Origin of the sequence: Nonomuraea pusilla, from assembly GCF_900109355.1 — a bacterium.
GTDB classification, from domain to species: domain Bacteria; phylum Actinomycetota; class Actinomycetes; order Streptosporangiales; family Streptosporangiaceae; genus Nonomuraea; species Nonomuraea pusilla.
Genome location: NZ_FOBF01000007.1, coordinates 190,387 through 206,452, shown reverse-complemented (window position 1 = coordinate 206,452; position 16,066 = coordinate 190,387). Strand labels below are relative to the sequence as shown.

The following is a 16,066-nucleotide window of genomic DNA, read 5'->3' as shown; positions in this document are numbered from 1 at the left end:
CTCCGCCTCGATCGTGGACGGGGAAGGAAACAATCCAGTAACGAACCCGTCACATTCGATCAGAACTGGGCGACGTGCAGGCGGACCCCGCGGGCGCTCAGCTCGTCGAGCACGTCGCGTGGCGCGGCGTCGTCGGTGACGAGGTGGTCGATGCGCTCGGCGGGGACGGTCTGCACCATGGTGTCGATGCCGATCTTGGTGTGGTCGGCCAGCACCACGACCTCCTCGGCGGCCGCGGCGAGCGCCCGGTCGACGCCGGCGACCTGCATGTTGGGCGTGGACAGGCCGCGCTCGGCGGTCAGCCCGTTGCCGGAGATGAACGCCCTGCGCACCCGCAGCCCGGCCAGCGACTGCTCGGCCACGCTGCCCACCAGGGCCAGGATCGGGCCGCGCAGGGTGCCGCCGGTCATCATCACCTCGACGCGGGGCGAACCGGCGAGCGCCTGGGCGACCAGCAGCGAGTTGGTGACGACGGCCAGCTCGGAGTGCCGGGTCAGGCGGCGCGCGAGCTCCTGCGTGGTGGTGCCGGGGCCGACCACGATGGCGTCGCCGTCCTCGACGAGGGCGCAGGCCAGGTCGGCGATGGCGGCCTTCTCCGCCGACTCCAGCGACACCTTGTGCGCGTACCCGGCCTCGCGGGTCAGCTCGCCGGGCAGGCTGGCGCCGCCGTGGTGCCGGTTGAGCAGGCCCTCGGACTCGAGGGCCCGCAGGTCGCGGCGGACGGTCACCTCGGACGAGTGGACGGCCTGGGCGAGCTCGCGCAGCGACACGGCGCCGTTGGCGCGCACCAGCTCCAGGATGCGCTGGCGGCGCTCGGCGGCGAACACCGGCCTGCGGTTGTCCCCCTGCGTGTCGCTCACGGCCCGATCATAGTGGAGGGGTCGGCTTGCGTTCAGCTCTGACCGTTTCAGAACGAATCTGATCGAGAATCTTGACCGGGTCGGTCCGGCGGTGCTTACTTGAGGGCGAGAAAGGGTCAAAAGCTGCCCGAACCTGATCGACCTCTTTCTGAAAGGACCCCCCGTGCGCAAGCTCCTCGTGATGCTGCTGGCCGTGCTCATGGCCGCGTCATGGCAGCAGCCAGCCCCCGCCGGAGCCGCCGCAGAGCGGCACGGGCTGCGCGGCGACTACTACCTCGCCTCCGGCCCGGGGAAGTTCGACTTCGGCGAGCTCAAGGCGAGCGTCGTCGATCCCGGCCTCGAACTGACCGACCTCAACCCCGTGTTCAAGCTGCTCACCGGCAGGGAGGACGACGTCACGGTCCGCTGGACCGGCCGGATCACGCCGGAGTTCTCCGAGACCTACACCTTCTCGATCGTCGGTGACAACGGCTTCCGCCTCTGGGTGGACGGCAAGCCCGTCATCGACCACTGGGTGGACGACTGGGACAGGGAGCAGACCGGCACCCCGATCGTCCTGCAGGCCGGGAAGGCGTACGACGTCAAGGTCGAGTACTTCGAGCACTTCGGGGGCGCCAACCTGCGGCTGCGCTGGCAGAGCCCCAGTCAGCCGAAGGAGATCGTGCCGATGGAGGCGTTCACGCTGCCCGACGGGTTCGACCCGCCGGGGCCGCGCGACGCGCGGGTCGCGGCGGCGGGCGACGTGGCGACGCTGACGTTCGCCAAGCCGCTCGCGGCGCTGCCCGCCGACGCCGCCGGCAAGGTGGTCCTCACCGTCGCCGGGACCAGATGGCCCGTCACCTCCGCCACCCTGAAGAACCAGGACTCGCTGGAACTCGCCCTCCAGTACCCCATCCCGGCCAAGGCGGGTGAAAGCGTCCGTGCGTCCTACGACGCCGGCCTGACCTACGCCGACGGCACGCCCGTCGAGGCGTTCCCGTACGCGCTCGTCCTGAACGGCTCGTCCTACGTCCTGCGCACCCGCTGGGCGGCGGACGTGGACAGGAACCGGCCGCTGCCCGAGTACCCGAGGCCGCAGCTCGCCAGGGACCGCTGGCGCAACCTCAACGGCGTCTGGCAGTTCGCCCCCGCCAAGGAGGGCGAGGCCGCGCCGATCGGCCGCGACCTGCCCGAGCGCATCGTCGTGCCGTACCCGGTGGAGTCGCAGCTGTCCGGAATCGGCAGGCACGAGGACCGCATGTGGTACCGCAGGACCTTCGAGGTGCCGCGCTCCTGGCGGGGCGAGCGGGTCCTGCTGCACCTCGACGCGGTGGACTGGGAGTCCACCGTCTACGTCAACGGCAGGCAGGTCGGCACGCACAAGGGCGGCTACGGCCGCGTCACCGTGGACGTCACCGCCGCGCTCAGGACGTCCGGCCCGCAGGAGCTCGTCGTCGGCGTCTCCGACCCGTCCGACCGGGGCGCGCAGGCCCTGGGCAAGCAGCGGCTCGCCCCTGGCGGCATCTGGTACACGACGAACTCCGGCATCTGGCAGACCGTCTGGATCGAGCCGGTCGCCCGCGACCACGTCGAGCGCGTCGACACCGTTCCCGACCTGCGCGGCGAGGCCGTGTACGTCACCGTCCGCGGCACCGGAACCGGCCCCGTGACCGTCACCGCGAGGGACGGCTGGCGCGTCGTCGGCACCGTCACCGGCCGGGTCGGGCAGGAGCTGCGGCTGCCGGTGCCCGACCCGAGGCTGTGGTCCCCGGACGACCCGTTCCTCTACCGGCTCACCGTCCAGCTCAGGAAGGACAAGGTCGAGTCGTACGTCGGGATGCGCTCCATCTCCCTCTCCGGCAACCGGATGCTGCTCAACGGGCGGCCGGTGTTCCAGCTCGGCCCGCTCGACCAGGGCTTCTGGCCCGACGGCATCTACACCGCGCCCACCGACGAGGCCCTGCGGTACGACCTGGAGCAGACCAAGGCGCTCGGCTTCAACGCGGTGCGCAAGCACGTCAAGGTCGAGCCCGACCGCTGGTACTACCACGCCGACCGGCTGGGCCTGCTCGTCTGGCAGGACATGCCCTCCACCGTGCGGGCCGACGACAGGCCGCAGTTCGAGGCCGAGCTGCGCGAGCTGGTGGACCAGCACCGCAGCAGCCCGTCGATCGTCATGTGGGTGCCGTTCAACGAGGGCTGGGGCCAGTACGACCAGGCCCGCATCGCCGACCTCGTCAAGAGCTGGGACCCCTCGCGCCTGGTGGACAACATGAGCGGGATCAACTGCTGCGGCGCCGTGGACGGCGGCAACGGCGACGTCAAGGACTTCCACATCTACCCGGGACCGGGCAACCCGGGCAAGCCGTCCGGCGCCCGCGCCAACGTCATCGGCGAGTACGGCGGGCTCGGCCTGCCGCTGATCGGCCACACCTGGTCGGGCGGCGGCTGGGGCTACGCCGTGGAGCCCGACCCCGAGGCGCTCACCACCCGGTACGTGGACATGGCCAAGGCCCTGGAGCGGCTGCACGCCTGCGACCAGCTCAGCGCCGCCATCTACACGCAGACCACCGACGTCGAGACCGAGCTGAACGGCCTCATGACGTACGACAGGGCCGTCACCAAGCCCGACGTCGGCCGCGTCCGCGACGCGAACAGGGCGCTCACCGGCGCGATCAACCCGCCCTGCGCCTGATAGGAAAGGAACCGCTATGACCCCCCACGTCCGCATGGCGTCGCTGGCGTTCGCCGTGCTGCTCACGGCGGCGGCCTGCGCCAAGGCCGAGGAGCCGCAGGCCGCGCCGTCCGCGGCGAGCACCGCGGGACAGCAGGTCGTGCAGACCCCGTCGGGCGCGGCCGGCCCGACGTGCACGCTGCAGCAGTTCGGCGGCACGCCGTTCGACCTCAAGACCGCCGTCGTCGGCTTCTCCCAGTCGGAGAAGGAGGCCAACCCGTTCCGCATCGCCGAGACCAAGTCGATCAAGGACGAGGCCGCGAAGCTCGGCATCACGAACCTGAAGGTCACCAACGCCCAGTCGCAGTTCTCCAAGCAGATCACCGACGTCCAGCAGCTCATCGCCCAGGGCGCCAGGCTGCTGGTGATCGCGCCGCTGAACTCCGACGGGTGGGAGCCGGTGCTCCAGCAGGCCGCCGCCAAGAAGATCCCCATCATCACGGTGGACAGGAAGATCAACGCCAAGCCCTGCAGCGACTACCTGACGTTCATCGGCTCCGACTTCTACGAGCAGGGCAAGCGGGCCGCCGACCGGATGATCGACGCCGTGGGCGGCAAGGGCAAGGTGGCCATCCTGCTCGGCGCCCCGGGCAACAACGTCACGACCGAGCGGACGAACGGCTTCAAGGACCGCGTCAAGGAGAAGGCGCCCGGCATCCAGATCTCGTTCGAGCAGACCGGCGAGTTCGCCCGCGAGAAGGGGCAGCAGGTCACCGAGCAGCTCATCCAGTCCAACCCCGACATCAACGGCATCTACGCCGAGAACGACGAGATGGCGCTCGGCGCCGTGACCGCGCTCAAGGGCGCGGGCAAGGAACCGGGCGACATCAAGATCGTGTCGGTGGACGGCACCCGCAGCGCCGTCCAGGGCATCGTGGACGGCTGGCTGCACGCGGTGATCGAGTCGAACCCCCGCTTCGGGCCGCTCGCCTTCGAGACCGCGGCGAAGTTCCTGGACGGCGGCCAGATCCCCGACAAGGTGATCATCTCCGACCGTGACTACGACCAGGCCAACGCCAAGGACTCCCTGGGCGAGGCGTACTGACGTGGATCCGGTGCTCGAGGCCAAGGGGATCAGCAAGCGCTTCCCCGGAGTGCTCGCGCTCGACGGCGTGTCCCTCGCCCTTCACCCGGGCGAGGTGCACGCCCTCGTCGGGGAGAACGGCGCGGGGAAGTCCACGCTGATCAAGGTCTTCACCGGCGTGTACGCGCCCGACGGCGGCGAGCTGAGCTTCCAGGGCCGGCCCGCCGCCTTCGGCACGCCGCTGGAGGCGCAGCGCGCCGGCATCTCCACCATCTACCAGGAGGTCAACCTCGTCCCCATGATGAGCGTGGCCCGCAACCTGCTGCTGGGCCGCGAGCCGCGCGGCCGCCTCGGCGTGATCGACGCCGCCGTCATGAACGGCGAGGCCGAGCGGATCCTCGCCGGCTACGGCGTCGAGACCGACGTCAGGCGGCCCCTGCGGACGCTCGGCGTCGGCGCCCAGCAGATGGTCGCCCTGGCACGGGCCGTCTCGGTCGACGCCAGGGTGGTCATCATGGACGAGCCCACCTCGTCGCTGGAGCCGCGCGAGGTGGCCACCCTGTTCGAGGTGATCAGGCGGCTGCGCGCGGCCGGCATCGCCGTCATGTACGTCAGCCACCGGCTCGACGAGCTGTACCAGGTGTGCGACCGGGTGACCGTGCTGCGTGACGGCCGCGTCGCGCACACGGGCCCGCTCGCCGGGCTGGAGCGGCTGACGCTCATCTCGCTCATGCTGGGCCGCGAGCTGGACGAGGTCCGCTCCCGAGGCCTGACCAGCTTCACCCGCCGCCGCGCGGGGGCCGGGACGCCGGAGCCGGGCACGGAGCGGGCGCCGGAACCGCGCATGGAGCGGGCTGCGGAGCCGGGCACGGAGCGGGTGGCGGAGCCGGGCATGGAGCGGGTGAACGGGCAGGCGCCGGTGGTCGAGGCGCGCGGGCTCACCAGGCGGCACGTCCTGAGGGGCGTCGACGTCACCGTCCGTCCCGGCGAGGTGGTCGGGCTGGGCGGGCTGCTCGGCGCCGGCCGCACCGAGACCGCCAAGGCCATCGTCGGCGCGCTCCCGCTGGACGGCGGCCGGGTGCTCGTGGCGGGGCTGCCGCTGCGCGGCGGCTCCACGGCGGCGGCCATCAGGGCCGGCGTCAGCCTCCTGCCGGAGGACCGCAAGGCCGAGGGCATCGTCCCGACCCTGTCGGTGCGCGAGAACATCGCGCTGGCCGCGCTGCCGGCGCTGGCGCGGGCGGGCGTCGTGTCCGAGGCGAGGATCGACAGGGTGGTCGAGATCTTCATGCGCAGGCTGCGGATCAAGGCGGCCTCGCCGCACCAGCTCGTCTCCGAGCTGTCCGGCGGCAACCAGCAGAAGGTCCTGCTGGCCCGCTGGCTGGCGGTCCGCCCCAAGGCGCTGCTGCTGGACGAGCCCACCCGCGGCATCGACGTCGGCGCGAAGGCCGAGGTGCAGGCGCTCATCGACGAGCTCGCCGCCGAGGGGCTGGGCGTGCTGCTGATCTCGTCCGACCTGGAGGAGCTGGTCGAAGGGGCGGACCGGATCCTCGTGCTGCGCGACGGCGCGGTCGCGGGCGAGCTGTCCGGCGACGAGGTGACCGAGGAGAAGATCATGGCGACGATCGCGGAGCAGCCCCCTGAGCAGGAGCAGCCCCCTGAGCGGGGGCGGCCGGGGGAGCCGTCCCGCCAAGGGGCGCGGCCCCAGGTGGGGGAGCGGTCCCATGAGTGAGCGCGCCTACCGCTGGGCGCGGGACTACGGCGTCTACGCGGCGGTGCTGGTGCTGCTGCTGTTCAACGTGCTGTTCACCCCGCACTTCCTGGACGCGTCGAACTTCCGCACCCAGCTCGTCCAGGTCACCCCCGTCGTGATCGTGGCGCTGGGCATGGCCCTGGTGATCGGCACCCAGGGCATCGACCTGTCGGTCGGCTCGGTGATGTCGCTGGCCGCCGCCCTGGTCGTGCTCTACCTGGGCTACGGCTGGCTGCCCGCGCTGGCCGTGGCCGTGCTCGGCGGGGCCGTCGTGGGCGCGGCCGGCGGCGCGCTGGTGGCGTACGTCGGGGTGCAGCCCATCGTGGCCACGCTGGCGCTGCTCGTCGGCGTGCGCGGCCTGGCGAACGTGCTCGTGCCGCAGCTCGTCGAGTTCCGCAACCCCGACCTGATCGCGCTCGGCGGCAGCAGCGTGGCGGGCGTCCCGGTGATCGTCCTCATCGCCGCGGCGCTCACCCTGGTCGTGCTGTTCCTGGTGCGCCGCTCCACGTTCGGCAGGCAGGTCGTGGCGATCGGCGGCAACCGCCGGGCCGCCGAACTGTCCGGCCTGCCGGTCAAACGGGTCCTGCTCACTGTGTACGTGATCTCCGGCCTGCTCGCGGCGCTGGCCGGTGTGCTGGCCACGGCCCGGCTGCAGGCGAGCGACCCGACCTCGCTCGGGCTGTTCATCGAGCTGTCGGCCATCACGGCGGTGGTGGTGGGCGGCACGCCGCTGAGCGGCGGCCGGATCAGGGTCGTCAGCACCGTCATGGGCGCGCTGCTCATGCAGCTGCTGTCGGCCACCCTGATCAAGCACAACCTGCCGCAGTCGTGGACGCAGATGGTCCAGGCGGTCATCATCCTGGCCGCCGTGTACGCCACCAGGGAGCGTGGAAGGCGATGAACCGCGAACAGGCCGGCCGGCTGCTGCAGCAGCACGGGGCCGTCATGGTGCTGGCGCTGCTGGTGCTCGCCGGCAGCCTGGCCTTCGACTCCTTCGCCACCCCGGAGAACGCGGCCAGCGTCGTCGTCTCCTCGTCGTTCCTGGCGATCATCGCGATCGGCATGACGTTCGTCATCATCGGCGGCGGCATCGACCTGTCGGTGGGGTCGCTGTTCGTGCTGGGCGGCGTGCTGGCCGCGTACGGGTCGCGGCACGGGCCGCTCGCCGCGCTGGCGCTGCCGCTCGCGGTGTGCGGGACGGTCGGCCTGCTGCAGGGGCTGGTGATCGCGCGGACCGGCATGGCGCCGTTCATCGTCACCCTGGCCGGGCTGCTCGGGGTGCGGGGGCTCATGCTGGCGATCTCCGACGAGGGCGCCACCACGTACCTCGTGGAGGACCGCGCGTTCGCCGCGCTGGGCCAGGGCGAGCTGCTCGGGCTGTCCTACCCCGTGTACGTCACCGCCGGGCTCGCGCTGGCCGCCATGGTGCTGCTCCAGCGCACCGGGTTCGGCCAGAACGTCTACGCCGTCGGCGGCAACGAGCAGGCCGCCGCCCTCATGGGCGTGCCCGTCGCGCGCACCAAGGTCCTCGTGTACGTGCTGTCGGCCCTGCTGGCGGGCCTGGCCGGGGCGCTCAACGCGGCCCGGCTGTCCTCCGGCGTCACCATCCTCGGCATCGGGCTGGAGCTCGACGCCATCGCCGCCGTCGTCATCGGCGGCACCCTGCTGACCGGCGGCGCGGGCGGCGTCACCGGCACCGTGGCGGGCGTGCTGCTGCTCGGCGTCATCCAGAGCCTCATCAACCAGGTGGGCAGCCTGACGTCGGCGTTCCAGCAGGTGGTCAGCGGCGCGTTCCTGGCGCTGGTCGTGGTGGCGCAGCGCCTGCTCAGCAAGGCCCAACGCCTCGACACCGGCGGCCCACCCTAGCCGGCACGGGCGGCCCGCCCCTGCGGGCAGGGGCGGTGCGCCCTAGCGGGCAGGGGTGGTGTGCCCTAGCGGGCTCTGCCTCGGGGTTTGAGGCGGGTGGTGGGCAGTGCGGGCGCGGGCAGCGGCGTGCCGTCGAACCCCTCGACCACGCCGAACCCCTCGCCCTCCATCCACTCCTTGCGGAACGCGGCGATCTCGTCGTGGGAGCGGCCCACGAAGTTCCACCACATGACGATCTCCTCGCCGAACGGCTCGCCGCCGATCAGCAGCACCCGGCCGCGTCCCGACAGCCGCAGCGCGTCGCGGCCCGGCGGCAGGTACAGCAGGGGCCCGGCCGTCAGCGGCTCCACCTCGCCGTCGAGCAGCAGCAGGCCGTGCTCGTACGCCGGGTCGAGCGGGATCTCGGCCGGGCCGTCGACGGCGAGCTGCGCGGCGACGAGCGGGCTGTGCGTGGTCGCGGGGGAGAGCGCGCCGCCGAACGCGCCCATGACGACGGTCGCGGTGAAGCCGGGGCGCGACACCACCGGCAGGTCGGCGTGGTGCTCGAAGCCCGGCTCGACGTGGCGGCGGTCGCCGGGCAGCGCCACCCAGAGCTGCACGCCGTGCAGCACCTCCTCGCGCGACTCCTCCGAGTGGGAGATGCCCCGTCCGGCCGTCATCAGGTTGAGTTGCCCGGGGCGTACGCGCTGGAGGCTGCCGAGGCTGTCGCGGTGCAGCACCTCGCCCTCGACGAGCCAGCTCACCGTCTGCAGGCCGGTGTGCGGGTGCGGCGGGACGCGCATGGCGGCGACCTCGGGGCCGTAGGCGTCGACGAAGCACCAGGCGCCGATCATGCGGCGGTGGACGTTCGGGAGGGTCCTGCTGACCTTCATGGCCCGGGGGCCGCCCAGCGGCACCTCCCGCCCGGCGAGGACCTCGCTCCGCTCGCCCGCCTCGGTGCCGCAGCGGATCTCCTGCGGGTCTCGCTCCAGGTTGCTCATGCCAGCAATCTAACGCCGCGGCTCCGGCGCCCGGCTCCCGGGCGCCGGAGGAGGGACGTCAGCCGAGGGTCTCCCACCAGCTGTCCATGGCGGGGACCTCGGAGATGTCGACGGCCTGGCCGGGGCGCGGCACGGTGAGGGCGACGTCGCGGGCCTTGGCCTCGTGCCACAGCCGGTCGACCGGCTCGCCCCACGGGTGCAGCGCCAGCGTGAACGTCGCCCAGTGCACCGGCAGCAGCAGCCTGCCGCCGAGGTCGAGGTGCGCGTCGACGGCCTGCTCCGGGGTCATGTGGACGTCGGGCCAGGCCGGGCTGTACGCGCCGATCGGCATGAGCGTCAGGTCGAACGGCCCGTGCGCCGCGCCGATGCCCTTGTAGCCCTCGAAGTAGCCGGAGTCGCCCGCGTAGAACACCCGCCTGGACGGCCCCGCCACCACCCACGAGCCCCAGAGGGTGTCGTTGCGGGTGAGCGAACGGCCGGAGAAGTGCCGCGCCGCCGTCGAGACGAAGCGCAGCCCCGCCACGACGGCCTCCTCCTCCCAGTCGAGCTCGATGATCCGGTACGCGGGCACGCCCCACCGCTCCAGGTGGGCGCCGATGCCGAGGGGCACCAGGAACGGCGCCTTCTGCGTCCTGACCAGCGAGCGGACCGTCGCCCGGTCGAGGTGGTCGTAGTGGTCGTGCGAGATGGCGACCGCGTCGACCTGGGGCAGCTCGCCGATCGCCACGGGCACCGGGTGGTGCCGCTTCGGGCCGACCAGCTGCGACGGTGAAGGCCGCTCGCTCCACACCGGGTCGAACAGCACCCGCCTGCCCTCGATCTCCACCAGGGTGGAGGCGTGGCCGTACCAGACGGCGCGCAGGCCGTCGGCGGGCGGCGCGTCGGACGGCGGCACCCGCATCGGCACGGGACCGGCGGGGCGGCGCTGGTTCTTGTCCCTCGCCAGCTCGGCCAGCACGCTCACGGGCGGCCCGTCCACCAGGTGGGTGGGCTCCGGCATCGGGTTGACGAACGTGCCGTCCCTGAACTGCGGCGACCGCCGCATCCTGGCGGCGCGTTCCGGCCCCGAGTCCAGAGGCCGCACGCCCAGCTCGGCGGGCACCTCGCGCAGCACCCAGCCGGCCGCGGCGAGCGCCGCGCCGCCGGCGATGAACCGCGAGATCCGCCGTGCCGTCCGCATTCCTGCCATCGCCCACACTCCCCTTGGAAGTCCGTCATCCCGCACGTTCAGGCGGGACTCCCCGATGTTCCCGTTTCGTACGATATATCGCGATAGATCAGACCGTCTTGATCGTACCGCCGTCCACGACGTAGTCGGCGCCGTTCACACTCGCCGCGTACGGCGAGGCGAGCCATGCCACGAGGGCGGCGATCTCCTCCGGTGCGACGAACCTACCGGTCGTCGTCCCCATCGTCGAAGGCAGTCCGGCGAGCAGGTCCTCCAGGGGCACGCCGAGCCGCTCCGCGAGCGCCGCGCCGTACCCGCCGGGCCCGTTCCACAGCGAGGTGAGCACGGGGCCGGGGGAGACCGTGTTGACCCGCACCCCCTTCGGGCCGAACTCCTCCGCCAGCGCCTTGCCGAGCGCGGTGAGCGCCGCCTTGGCCGTCGTGTACGGGACCGGCCCGGAGTGCGGGACGCGGGCGCCGACCGACGAGAGGTTCACGACGCTGCCGCCCCGCTCCATCAGGCTGGGCAGCGCGGCCCTGGTCGCGCGCACGGCGCTGAAGAAGTTCAGCTCGTACGTCTGCCGCCACGTCTCGTCGTCGAAGCCGAGGAACCCGTCGAACTGGCCCGCGCCCCCGTCGCCGCCCCCGACGTTGTTGACCAGCAGGTCGATGCCGCCCAGCTCCTCGCCCGCCCTGGCGATCAGCTCGGCGGGGCCGCCGGGGGTGGACAGGTCCACGGCCACGGCGGTCGCGCCGGTCTCCTTCAGCTCGGGCGTGACGGTGCGGGCGCCGGCGACGACCCGCATCCCCTCGGCGGTCAGGGCCGAGACGATCGCGAGCCCGATCCCCCTGCTCGCGCCGGTGACGACGGCGGTCTTGCCTTCGAGTCGCAGGTCCATGGTGATGCCTTTCCGTTGAGTACGGCGTCAGCCGTGATGCGATGACCATAAGACTTGCAACATGGTTGATGCAAGTTCGGCTTGAACGGGCACGTTGATGTAACCTCGACGGCGTGAGCGAGACGACGAAGGCTCTGCGGTCCGACGCCGAGCGGACCGTGCGGGCCATCCTGGAGGCGGCCGAGCGCGTCCTCAGCAGAAACCCGTCGGCCAGCATGGAGCAGATCGCCGAGGCCGCCGGGGTCGCCCGCACCACCGTCCACCGGCGCTTCGCCTCCCGCGACGCCCTCGTCGCCGCCATGACCGCGTGGGCCACCCGGCGGTTCGCCGAGGCCGTCGACGCCGCCCACCCCGAGACCACGCCGCCCGTCGTCGCGCTCTACCAGGTCACGGCGAACGTGCTGCGCGTGAAGATCGACTGGGGGTTCGCGATGAGCCGCGCGGTGTCGGCCGACCCCGAGGCGGCGAAGGTGCACGCCGACGCGGAGGCCCGCTGCGACCGCCTCTTCCGCCGGGCGCAGGCCGCCGGGGTGCTGCGCGCCGACGTCGACCCGTCCTGGGCCAGGCGCGTCTACTACGCGCTCATCCACGAGTCCGCGCAGAGCCGCGACGGCGACCCCGACGCGCTGGCCGCGCGGCTCGTCGACACCCTGCTGCGCGGCGTCGGCCCCGGCCCCGGCCTCACCGCCGCCGGCTGATCAGGAGACCTCGCGATCCTCCCCGGGGAACGGCCAGGGGTTCGGGTCGCAGCCGCCCAGCGACTTCGTCTGCTGCACCATGACCGGCGCGGGCCGTCCCGGCCCCGGGCAGGCGCGGTGGGAGTGCCCCAGGCCGTGCCCCACCTCGTGGCTGATCAGATAGTTCCGGTACGCCACCAGGTCGCCGCCGTACTGCGGCACCCCCTCCGCCCAGCGCATCGCGTTGATGATCGAACGCCGTCCGTTCCAGCAGGACATCTCGCCGCCGGTCCGCAGCGGGCGGCACTCGCGGATCGTCAGCGCCGGGCTCGACAGCGCCACGCGCACCCGCACCGGGCCGTGGTCCACGCGCTCGAACCGGGCCCAGCCGCGCGGATCGTTCAGCGCGCCGTGCACCTCCGTCGCGAACGTCCGCGCGTCGAACGGCAGCCCGCGCTCCACCTCCACCAGGTAGCGGACCACCGGGCCGTGTCCCGGCCTGGGGGCGGCGCTCCCCGGCACGACCGCGTACGTCCCCGAGGCCCGGTACGGCGCCCGGACCAGCGGCCACGCCTCGCCCATGGCGCCCGCCGAGGTGTCTGCGGGGCGCGCGGCGGCGTCCGGGCCGGCCGCAGCTCCCGCGTCGGCGAGGCCGGCCGGGGGAGTGCTCCGCGGCGGTGCCGGGACCCGGTGGAAGGCGGCGGGAGCCGCTGCGCATCCGGCGGCCGTAACGATCAGGATCAGCACCGCGAATCGCGACATGTCCGTCCTCCCCACGAAATAACGGTGGGGAGGGCATCGATCATATGTGGGGCTGATATGGCGTGATGTCGAGGGGTGGGGTTTCGCCCAGGGCCAGCGCCGCCGCGATCATGCCGGTGAGCGGGCCCGCCGTCAGGCCGAACGCGCTGAGCCCCGTCGCCACCACCACCCGGTCGGTGAGCCGCCCGATGAGCGGCGGGCCGGGGGCGTTCACCGGGCGCAGGCCCACCCTGGTCTCGGCCAGCGTCGCCCCGTACAGGCCGGGCGCCACCCGCAGGCCCGCCCGCAGCACCTCGTCCAGGCCGCCCACCGTGACCCGCGGCGCGAACCCCACGTCCTCGACCGTCGCCCCCACCACGACCCGCGACCCGGGGAACCCCAGCAGGTACGGCCCCATCCTCGGCAGCACGATCGGCCACCAGGCGGTGTCCACGCCTTCGAGCGTGGCGTGCAGGATCTGGCCGCGGCGCGGGAAGACCGGCAGCTCCACGCCGAGCGGCCGGCACACCTCGCCCGACCAGGCCCCGGCGGCCACCACCACGACGTCCGCCTCCAGCGGCGCCCCGTCGCCCGCGCCTGACGGCCCCGCCTGCCCGCCGCCCCCGGTTCCCGCCGCCCCGGGGGGCATTCCAGGTGCGCCGGCGGGCGTGCCGGTGGGCGGCAGCGGGGCGGCCTGGCGCCAGGACGCGGCGTCGCCGTTCGCCGGCTCGGGCTCCTCCTGCCGCCACCGCACCGCGCCCGCGGGGATCTCGTCCCCCCGGACGTGCACCGACACCCGGCCCTCCGGGCTCAGCCTGGCGGCCCCGGCCCGCACCTCGGCGCCCTGCCGCTGGGCGGCGCGCAGCAGCGCGTCGCGCACCGAGCAGCCGTCCACGCGGGCGGCGCCGGGCACGAGGATGGCGCTGAGCCGGTCCGACAGCGGGGGGAACAGCTCCCACGGCGTGGTGACGTCCGTGACCTCACCCATCTCGGGGGCGTCGGGGTAGCGGCGGTGCAGCAGCCGGCGCACCGGCTCCAGGTCCACCGGGTCCTCGGCCACGACGAGGGCGCCCACCCGCGCGTACCCGATGTCCTCGCCCAGCGCCTCGACCAGCCCCGGGTAGTGGCGCGCCCCCTCGCGCGTCAGCCGGTACCAGTCGTCGTCCTTGGGGTGGTCCACCCAGGGGCAGACGATGCCGGCCCCGGCCTGCGTCGCCTCGCCGAGGTAACCGCCGCTCACGACGGTCACGTCGGCTCCGCGCCCGCTCAGGTAGTACGCGGCGGCGGCGCCGACGATCCCGCTCCCGATCACGACTACACGCATAGGACAATGGTCCCAGTTAACGCCGCCTGCGGATATATGGGGGTTCGTCCGCTTACCATCCGCATACCCGAGCCCGGCACGCGGCCCAGGGCGCGGGTCAGCCGTCGGCCGCCCAGCCGTGGGTCTTCATCAGGCGGGCCGCCACCCGGGCGAACCGCTCGCCGTCGAGCGCCGTGCCCTCCCTGCGGATGTCGTCCTCGTCCAGGACGAAGACGCGGTCCAGCCGCAGGTACGACACCCGGCCGTCGCGGCCCCACGCCCCGATCTCCAGCCACTCGGGGCCGTCGTCGCCCTTGCTGGACAGCATCATGCCGAGCAGCCTGCGCCCGGTACGCCCCACCACCAGCAGCGGGCGGTCCTTGCCCCGATCCGGGTCCTCCTCGTACGGCACCCACGCCCAGACGATCTCGCCGGGGTCGGCCAGGCCGTCGAGGTCGGGGGAGTAGGCCAGCGTGGCGGCGGCGTCGAGCGAGTGGATCTCGCGAACCGCGCCGCGAAGGGGCCGGGGGTCCTCAACTGGATCACGCACGCTCGGAGCTTACGGGACCGGCGGCCCGCCGGTCACCGTCCTCGAAGGAAGCGGCGCAGGACATCCTTCGCAAGCGCCGAGCCAGGCCCGGAACTCCTTCCGCCCCTCCGGAAGAGACGACAGGATGGGCATGCACGACACCGGACGGCAGCCGATGTGGCCCAAGCTGACAAGGGGACATCCATGATCACCCATATCAACGTCGCCGTCATGTACGTAGCCGATCAGCAGCGGTCGGTGGATTTCTACGTCGACAAGCTCGGCTTCACCAAGACCGTCGACGCCGAGATGTGGCCGGGCGCGCGCTGGGTGGAGGTCAAGCCGCCGCACGGACAGACCTCGATCACCTTGCACAGCGCGGAGGCGTTCGGGAAGAAGCCGGGTGAGGGCGCCTATCTCACCTTCGCCTGCGACGACATCGAGGAGACGGTGCGTCGGTTGCGCGAGGCCGGCGTCACGGTGACCGACCCGGTGGAGGAGCCCTGGGGCACCTACATCAAGGCCACCGACCCGGACGGCCACGAGGTCATGATCTCCAAGAAGTGACAGGCGGGGGGCGGATGCCCATGGGGGTGGCGCCTGGCCGGCCGCCAGGGGCTTCAGGTGAGGAGGCGGCGGAGGGCTGCCGGGGTGTGGCCCACGTGGCGCCGGACCGTACGGGTGAGGTGCGCCTGGTCGGCGAAGCCCAGGTCGGCGGCGAGCACGGCGAGGTTCGGCTCGCCGTGCTCCAGCCGGTCGAGCGCGCGGCCGACCCGGACCCGGTTGCGGTAGTGGGTGAGCGAGACACCGAGCTCCCGGGTGAACGCCCTGCTCAGCCGGTACGGCGACACCTGCAGGAGTTCGGCGAGCGACAGCAGCGCGGCCGCGGCGGGATGGTCGTCGGCGATGGCCTCCCGGGCGGCGTCGACGAGCCCGGCAGGGGAGACGCCGTAGGGCGGCCGGGCGGCACGACGAGAAGGCGCCCCGGGCGGACGCCCTCCGTCCCGGCCGCCTCGCCCCCTCGAAGGGACACCCGCGACGCCCCCCTCCCGGCCGCTCGCAGGCACGCCCGTGTGGGAGGTGGCAGGGGTGGGGGAGTCGGTCAGCCGGCCGAGGACGGTCGCGAGCAGGGGCAGCAGTGACTCCGTGAGCTCGTACGCCGGGTCGCCCGCGCGGGCGGCGGCCAGGACGCGGCGGTGCGCGAGGTCGAGCCGGGCGTCGACGTACACCGTGGACCGGGACGGCTGCGTGCCGTCGCCGGCGAGGGTCCGCCACAGCGAGGGGGACAGGGACAGGGCGGTGCAGACGTCGCCGCCGGCCGGGTGCGCGAAGTGCTCCTCCTCGCCCGGCAGCCCCAGGTAGGCGGCCGTCGCGTCGACGACCGCCGGACGGCCGCGCACCAGGCGGCGGAACCTGCCCCGCCGCACCAGCACCAGCCGATAGGCGGTGCCGGTCTCGGCGGGCGACCACCCGCGATGGTCGTCGACGCAGGTCACCTGGCTGAGCGTGAAGCCCGGCCCGGTGCCGAGCCGTACCGATGAGCGCACCCGCCGTACG

Annotated in this window: 15 protein-coding genes; 7 read left to right on the top strand and 8 right to left on the bottom strand. The window is 73.2% G+C overall.

The window, feature by feature from the left end:
* Positions 1 to 59 precede the first annotated feature (59 nt).
* On the bottom strand, positions 60 to 860 hold the full coding sequence (locus tag BMX74_RS17315) for a DeoR/GlpR family DNA-binding transcription regulator (RefSeq protein ID WP_256256996.1): 801 nt from the start codon (positions 858 to 860) through the stop codon (positions 60 to 62).
* A 163-nt stretch (positions 861 to 1,023) separates the two neighbouring features.
* Here BMX74_RS17315 and BMX74_RS17310 point away from each other — a divergent pair, with 163 nt between their 5' ends.
* The 5 genes from BMX74_RS17310 to BMX74_RS17290 are packed head-to-tail and all read left to right on the top strand — an operon-like array spanning position 1,024 to position 8,213.
* On the top strand, positions 1,024 to 3,534 hold the full coding sequence (locus BMX74_RS17310; protein ID WP_218153981.1) for a PA14 domain-containing protein: 2,511 nt from the start codon (positions 1,024 to 1,026) through the stop codon (positions 3,532 to 3,534).
* A gap of 16 nt (positions 3,535 to 3,550) precedes the next feature.
* The gene (locus BMX74_RS17305; RefSeq protein WP_055502578.1) at positions 3,551 to 4,618 is read left to right on the top strand and encodes an ABC transporter substrate-binding protein; all 1,068 of its coding nucleotides are present in this window, start codon (positions 3,551 to 3,553) and stop codon (positions 4,616 to 4,618) included.
* Between the two features lies 1 nt (position 4,619).
* Positions 4,620 to 6,326: a sugar ABC transporter ATP-binding protein gene (locus BMX74_RS17300; RefSeq protein WP_256256995.1), complete on the top strand. Its 1,707-nt coding sequence runs from the start codon at positions 4,620 to 4,622 to the stop codon at positions 6,324 to 6,326.
* Complete coding sequence (locus BMX74_RS17295) at positions 6,319 to 7,248, top strand: ABC transporter permease (protein ID WP_091101418.1); 930 nt, start codon at positions 6,319 to 6,321, stop codon at positions 7,246 to 7,248. The genes BMX74_RS17300 and BMX74_RS17295 overlap by 8 nt, the downstream gene beginning before the upstream one ends.
* Positions 7,245 to 8,213, top strand: coding sequence for an ABC transporter permease (locus BMX74_RS17290; protein WP_055502576.1), 969 nt, complete (start codon positions 7,245 to 7,247; stop codon positions 8,211 to 8,213). Before BMX74_RS17295 ends, BMX74_RS17290 begins: the two co-directional genes overlap by 4 nt.
* Positions 8,214 to 8,278: 65 nt before the next feature.
* Here the strand turns inward: BMX74_RS17290 and BMX74_RS17285 are convergent, their stop codons facing one another.
* From BMX74_RS17285 to BMX74_RS17275, 3 genes are all read right to left on the bottom strand, one after another.
* A complete protein-coding gene (locus tag BMX74_RS17285; protein ID WP_091101416.1) occupies positions 8,279 to 9,193 on the bottom strand; it encodes a pirin family protein in 915 nt (304 codons plus the stop codon).
* A 58-nt stretch (positions 9,194 to 9,251) separates the two neighbouring features.
* Positions 9,252 to 10,382, bottom strand: coding sequence for an MBL fold metallo-hydrolase (locus BMX74_RS17280; protein WP_177227381.1), 1,131 nt, complete (start codon positions 10,380 to 10,382; stop codon positions 9,252 to 9,254).
* Between the two features lie 88 nt (positions 10,383 to 10,470).
* Positions 10,471 to 11,259, bottom strand: coding sequence for an SDR family NAD(P)-dependent oxidoreductase (locus BMX74_RS17275; RefSeq protein WP_091101412.1), 789 nt, complete (start codon positions 11,257 to 11,259; stop codon positions 10,471 to 10,473).
* 113 nt (positions 11,260 to 11,372) lie between these two features.
* Here BMX74_RS17275 and BMX74_RS17270 point away from each other — a divergent pair, with 113 nt between their 5' ends.
* Positions 11,373 to 11,957, top strand: coding sequence for a TetR/AcrR family transcriptional regulator (locus BMX74_RS17270; RefSeq protein ID WP_218153979.1), 585 nt, complete (start codon positions 11,373 to 11,375; stop codon positions 11,955 to 11,957).
* Here the strand turns inward: BMX74_RS17270 and BMX74_RS17265 are convergent, their stop codons facing one another.
* The 3 genes from BMX74_RS17265 to BMX74_RS17255 all read right to left on the bottom strand — a co-directional run bounded on the left by BMX74_RS17265 (position 11,958) and on the right by BMX74_RS17255 (position 14,530).
* Complete coding sequence (locus BMX74_RS17265; protein ID WP_091101410.1) at positions 11,958 to 12,698, bottom strand: DUF3152 domain-containing protein; 741 nt, start codon at positions 12,696 to 12,698, stop codon at positions 11,958 to 11,960.
* A 40-nt stretch (positions 12,699 to 12,738) separates the two neighbouring features.
* Complete coding sequence (locus tag BMX74_RS17260; protein ID WP_091101408.1) at positions 12,739 to 14,001, bottom strand: NAD(P)/FAD-dependent oxidoreductase; 1,263 nt, start codon at positions 13,999 to 14,001, stop codon at positions 12,739 to 12,741.
* Between the two features lie 97 nt (positions 14,002 to 14,098).
* A complete protein-coding gene (locus BMX74_RS17255) occupies positions 14,099 to 14,530 on the bottom strand; it encodes a type II toxin-antitoxin system PemK/MazF family toxin (protein ID WP_091101405.1) in 432 nt (143 codons plus the stop codon).
* A gap of 183 nt (positions 14,531 to 14,713) precedes the next feature.
* Here BMX74_RS17255 and BMX74_RS17250 point away from each other — a divergent pair, with 183 nt between their 5' ends.
* Positions 14,714 to 15,076, top strand: coding sequence for a VOC family protein (locus tag BMX74_RS17250; protein ID WP_091101402.1), 363 nt, complete (start codon positions 14,714 to 14,716; stop codon positions 15,074 to 15,076).
* A 53-nt stretch (positions 15,077 to 15,129) separates the two neighbouring features.
* On the opposite strand, the gene BMX74_RS17245 is transcribed toward BMX74_RS17250, so the two are convergent.
* Positions 15,130 to 16,056 carry a helix-turn-helix domain-containing protein gene (locus BMX74_RS17245; protein WP_082534784.1) on the bottom strand — a complete coding sequence of 309 codons (927 nt, stop codon included), beginning with the start codon at positions 16,054 to 16,056 and terminating at the stop codon, positions 15,130 to 15,132.
* Positions 16,057 to 16,066 lie beyond the last annotated feature (10 nt).

Coding starts and splice junctions, on each gene's coding strand:
- BMX74_RS17295 (WP_091101418.1), top strand. CDS start 6,319: ATGAGTGAGCGCGCCTACCGCTGGGCGCGGGACTACGGCGTCTACGCG.
- BMX74_RS17285 (WP_091101416.1), bottom strand. CDS start 9,193: ATGAGCAACCTGGAGCGAGACCCGCAGGAGATCCGCTGCGGCACCGAG.
- BMX74_RS17260 (WP_091101408.1), bottom strand. CDS start 14,001: ATGCGTGTAGTCGTGATCGGGAGCGGGATCGTCGGCGCCGCCGCCGCG.
- BMX74_RS17280 (WP_177227381.1), bottom strand. CDS start 10,382: ATGGCAGGAATGCGGACGGCACGGCGGATCTCGCGGTTCATCGCCGGC.
- BMX74_RS17250 (WP_091101402.1), top strand. CDS start 14,714: ATGATCACCCATATCAACGTCGCCGTCATGTACGTAGCCGATCAGCAG.
- BMX74_RS17290 (WP_055502576.1), top strand. CDS start 7,245: ATGAACCGCGAACAGGCCGGCCGGCTGCTGCAGCAGCACGGGGCCGTC.
- BMX74_RS17275 (WP_091101412.1), bottom strand. CDS start 11,259: ATGGACCTGCGACTCGAAGGCAAGACCGCCGTCGTCACCGGCGCGAGC.
- BMX74_RS17305 (WP_055502578.1), top strand. CDS start 3,551: ATGACCCCCCACGTCCGCATGGCGTCGCTGGCGTTCGCCGTGCTGCTC.
- BMX74_RS17265 (WP_091101410.1), bottom strand. CDS start 12,698: ATGTCGCGATTCGCGGTGCTGATCCTGATCGTTACGGCCGCCGGATGC.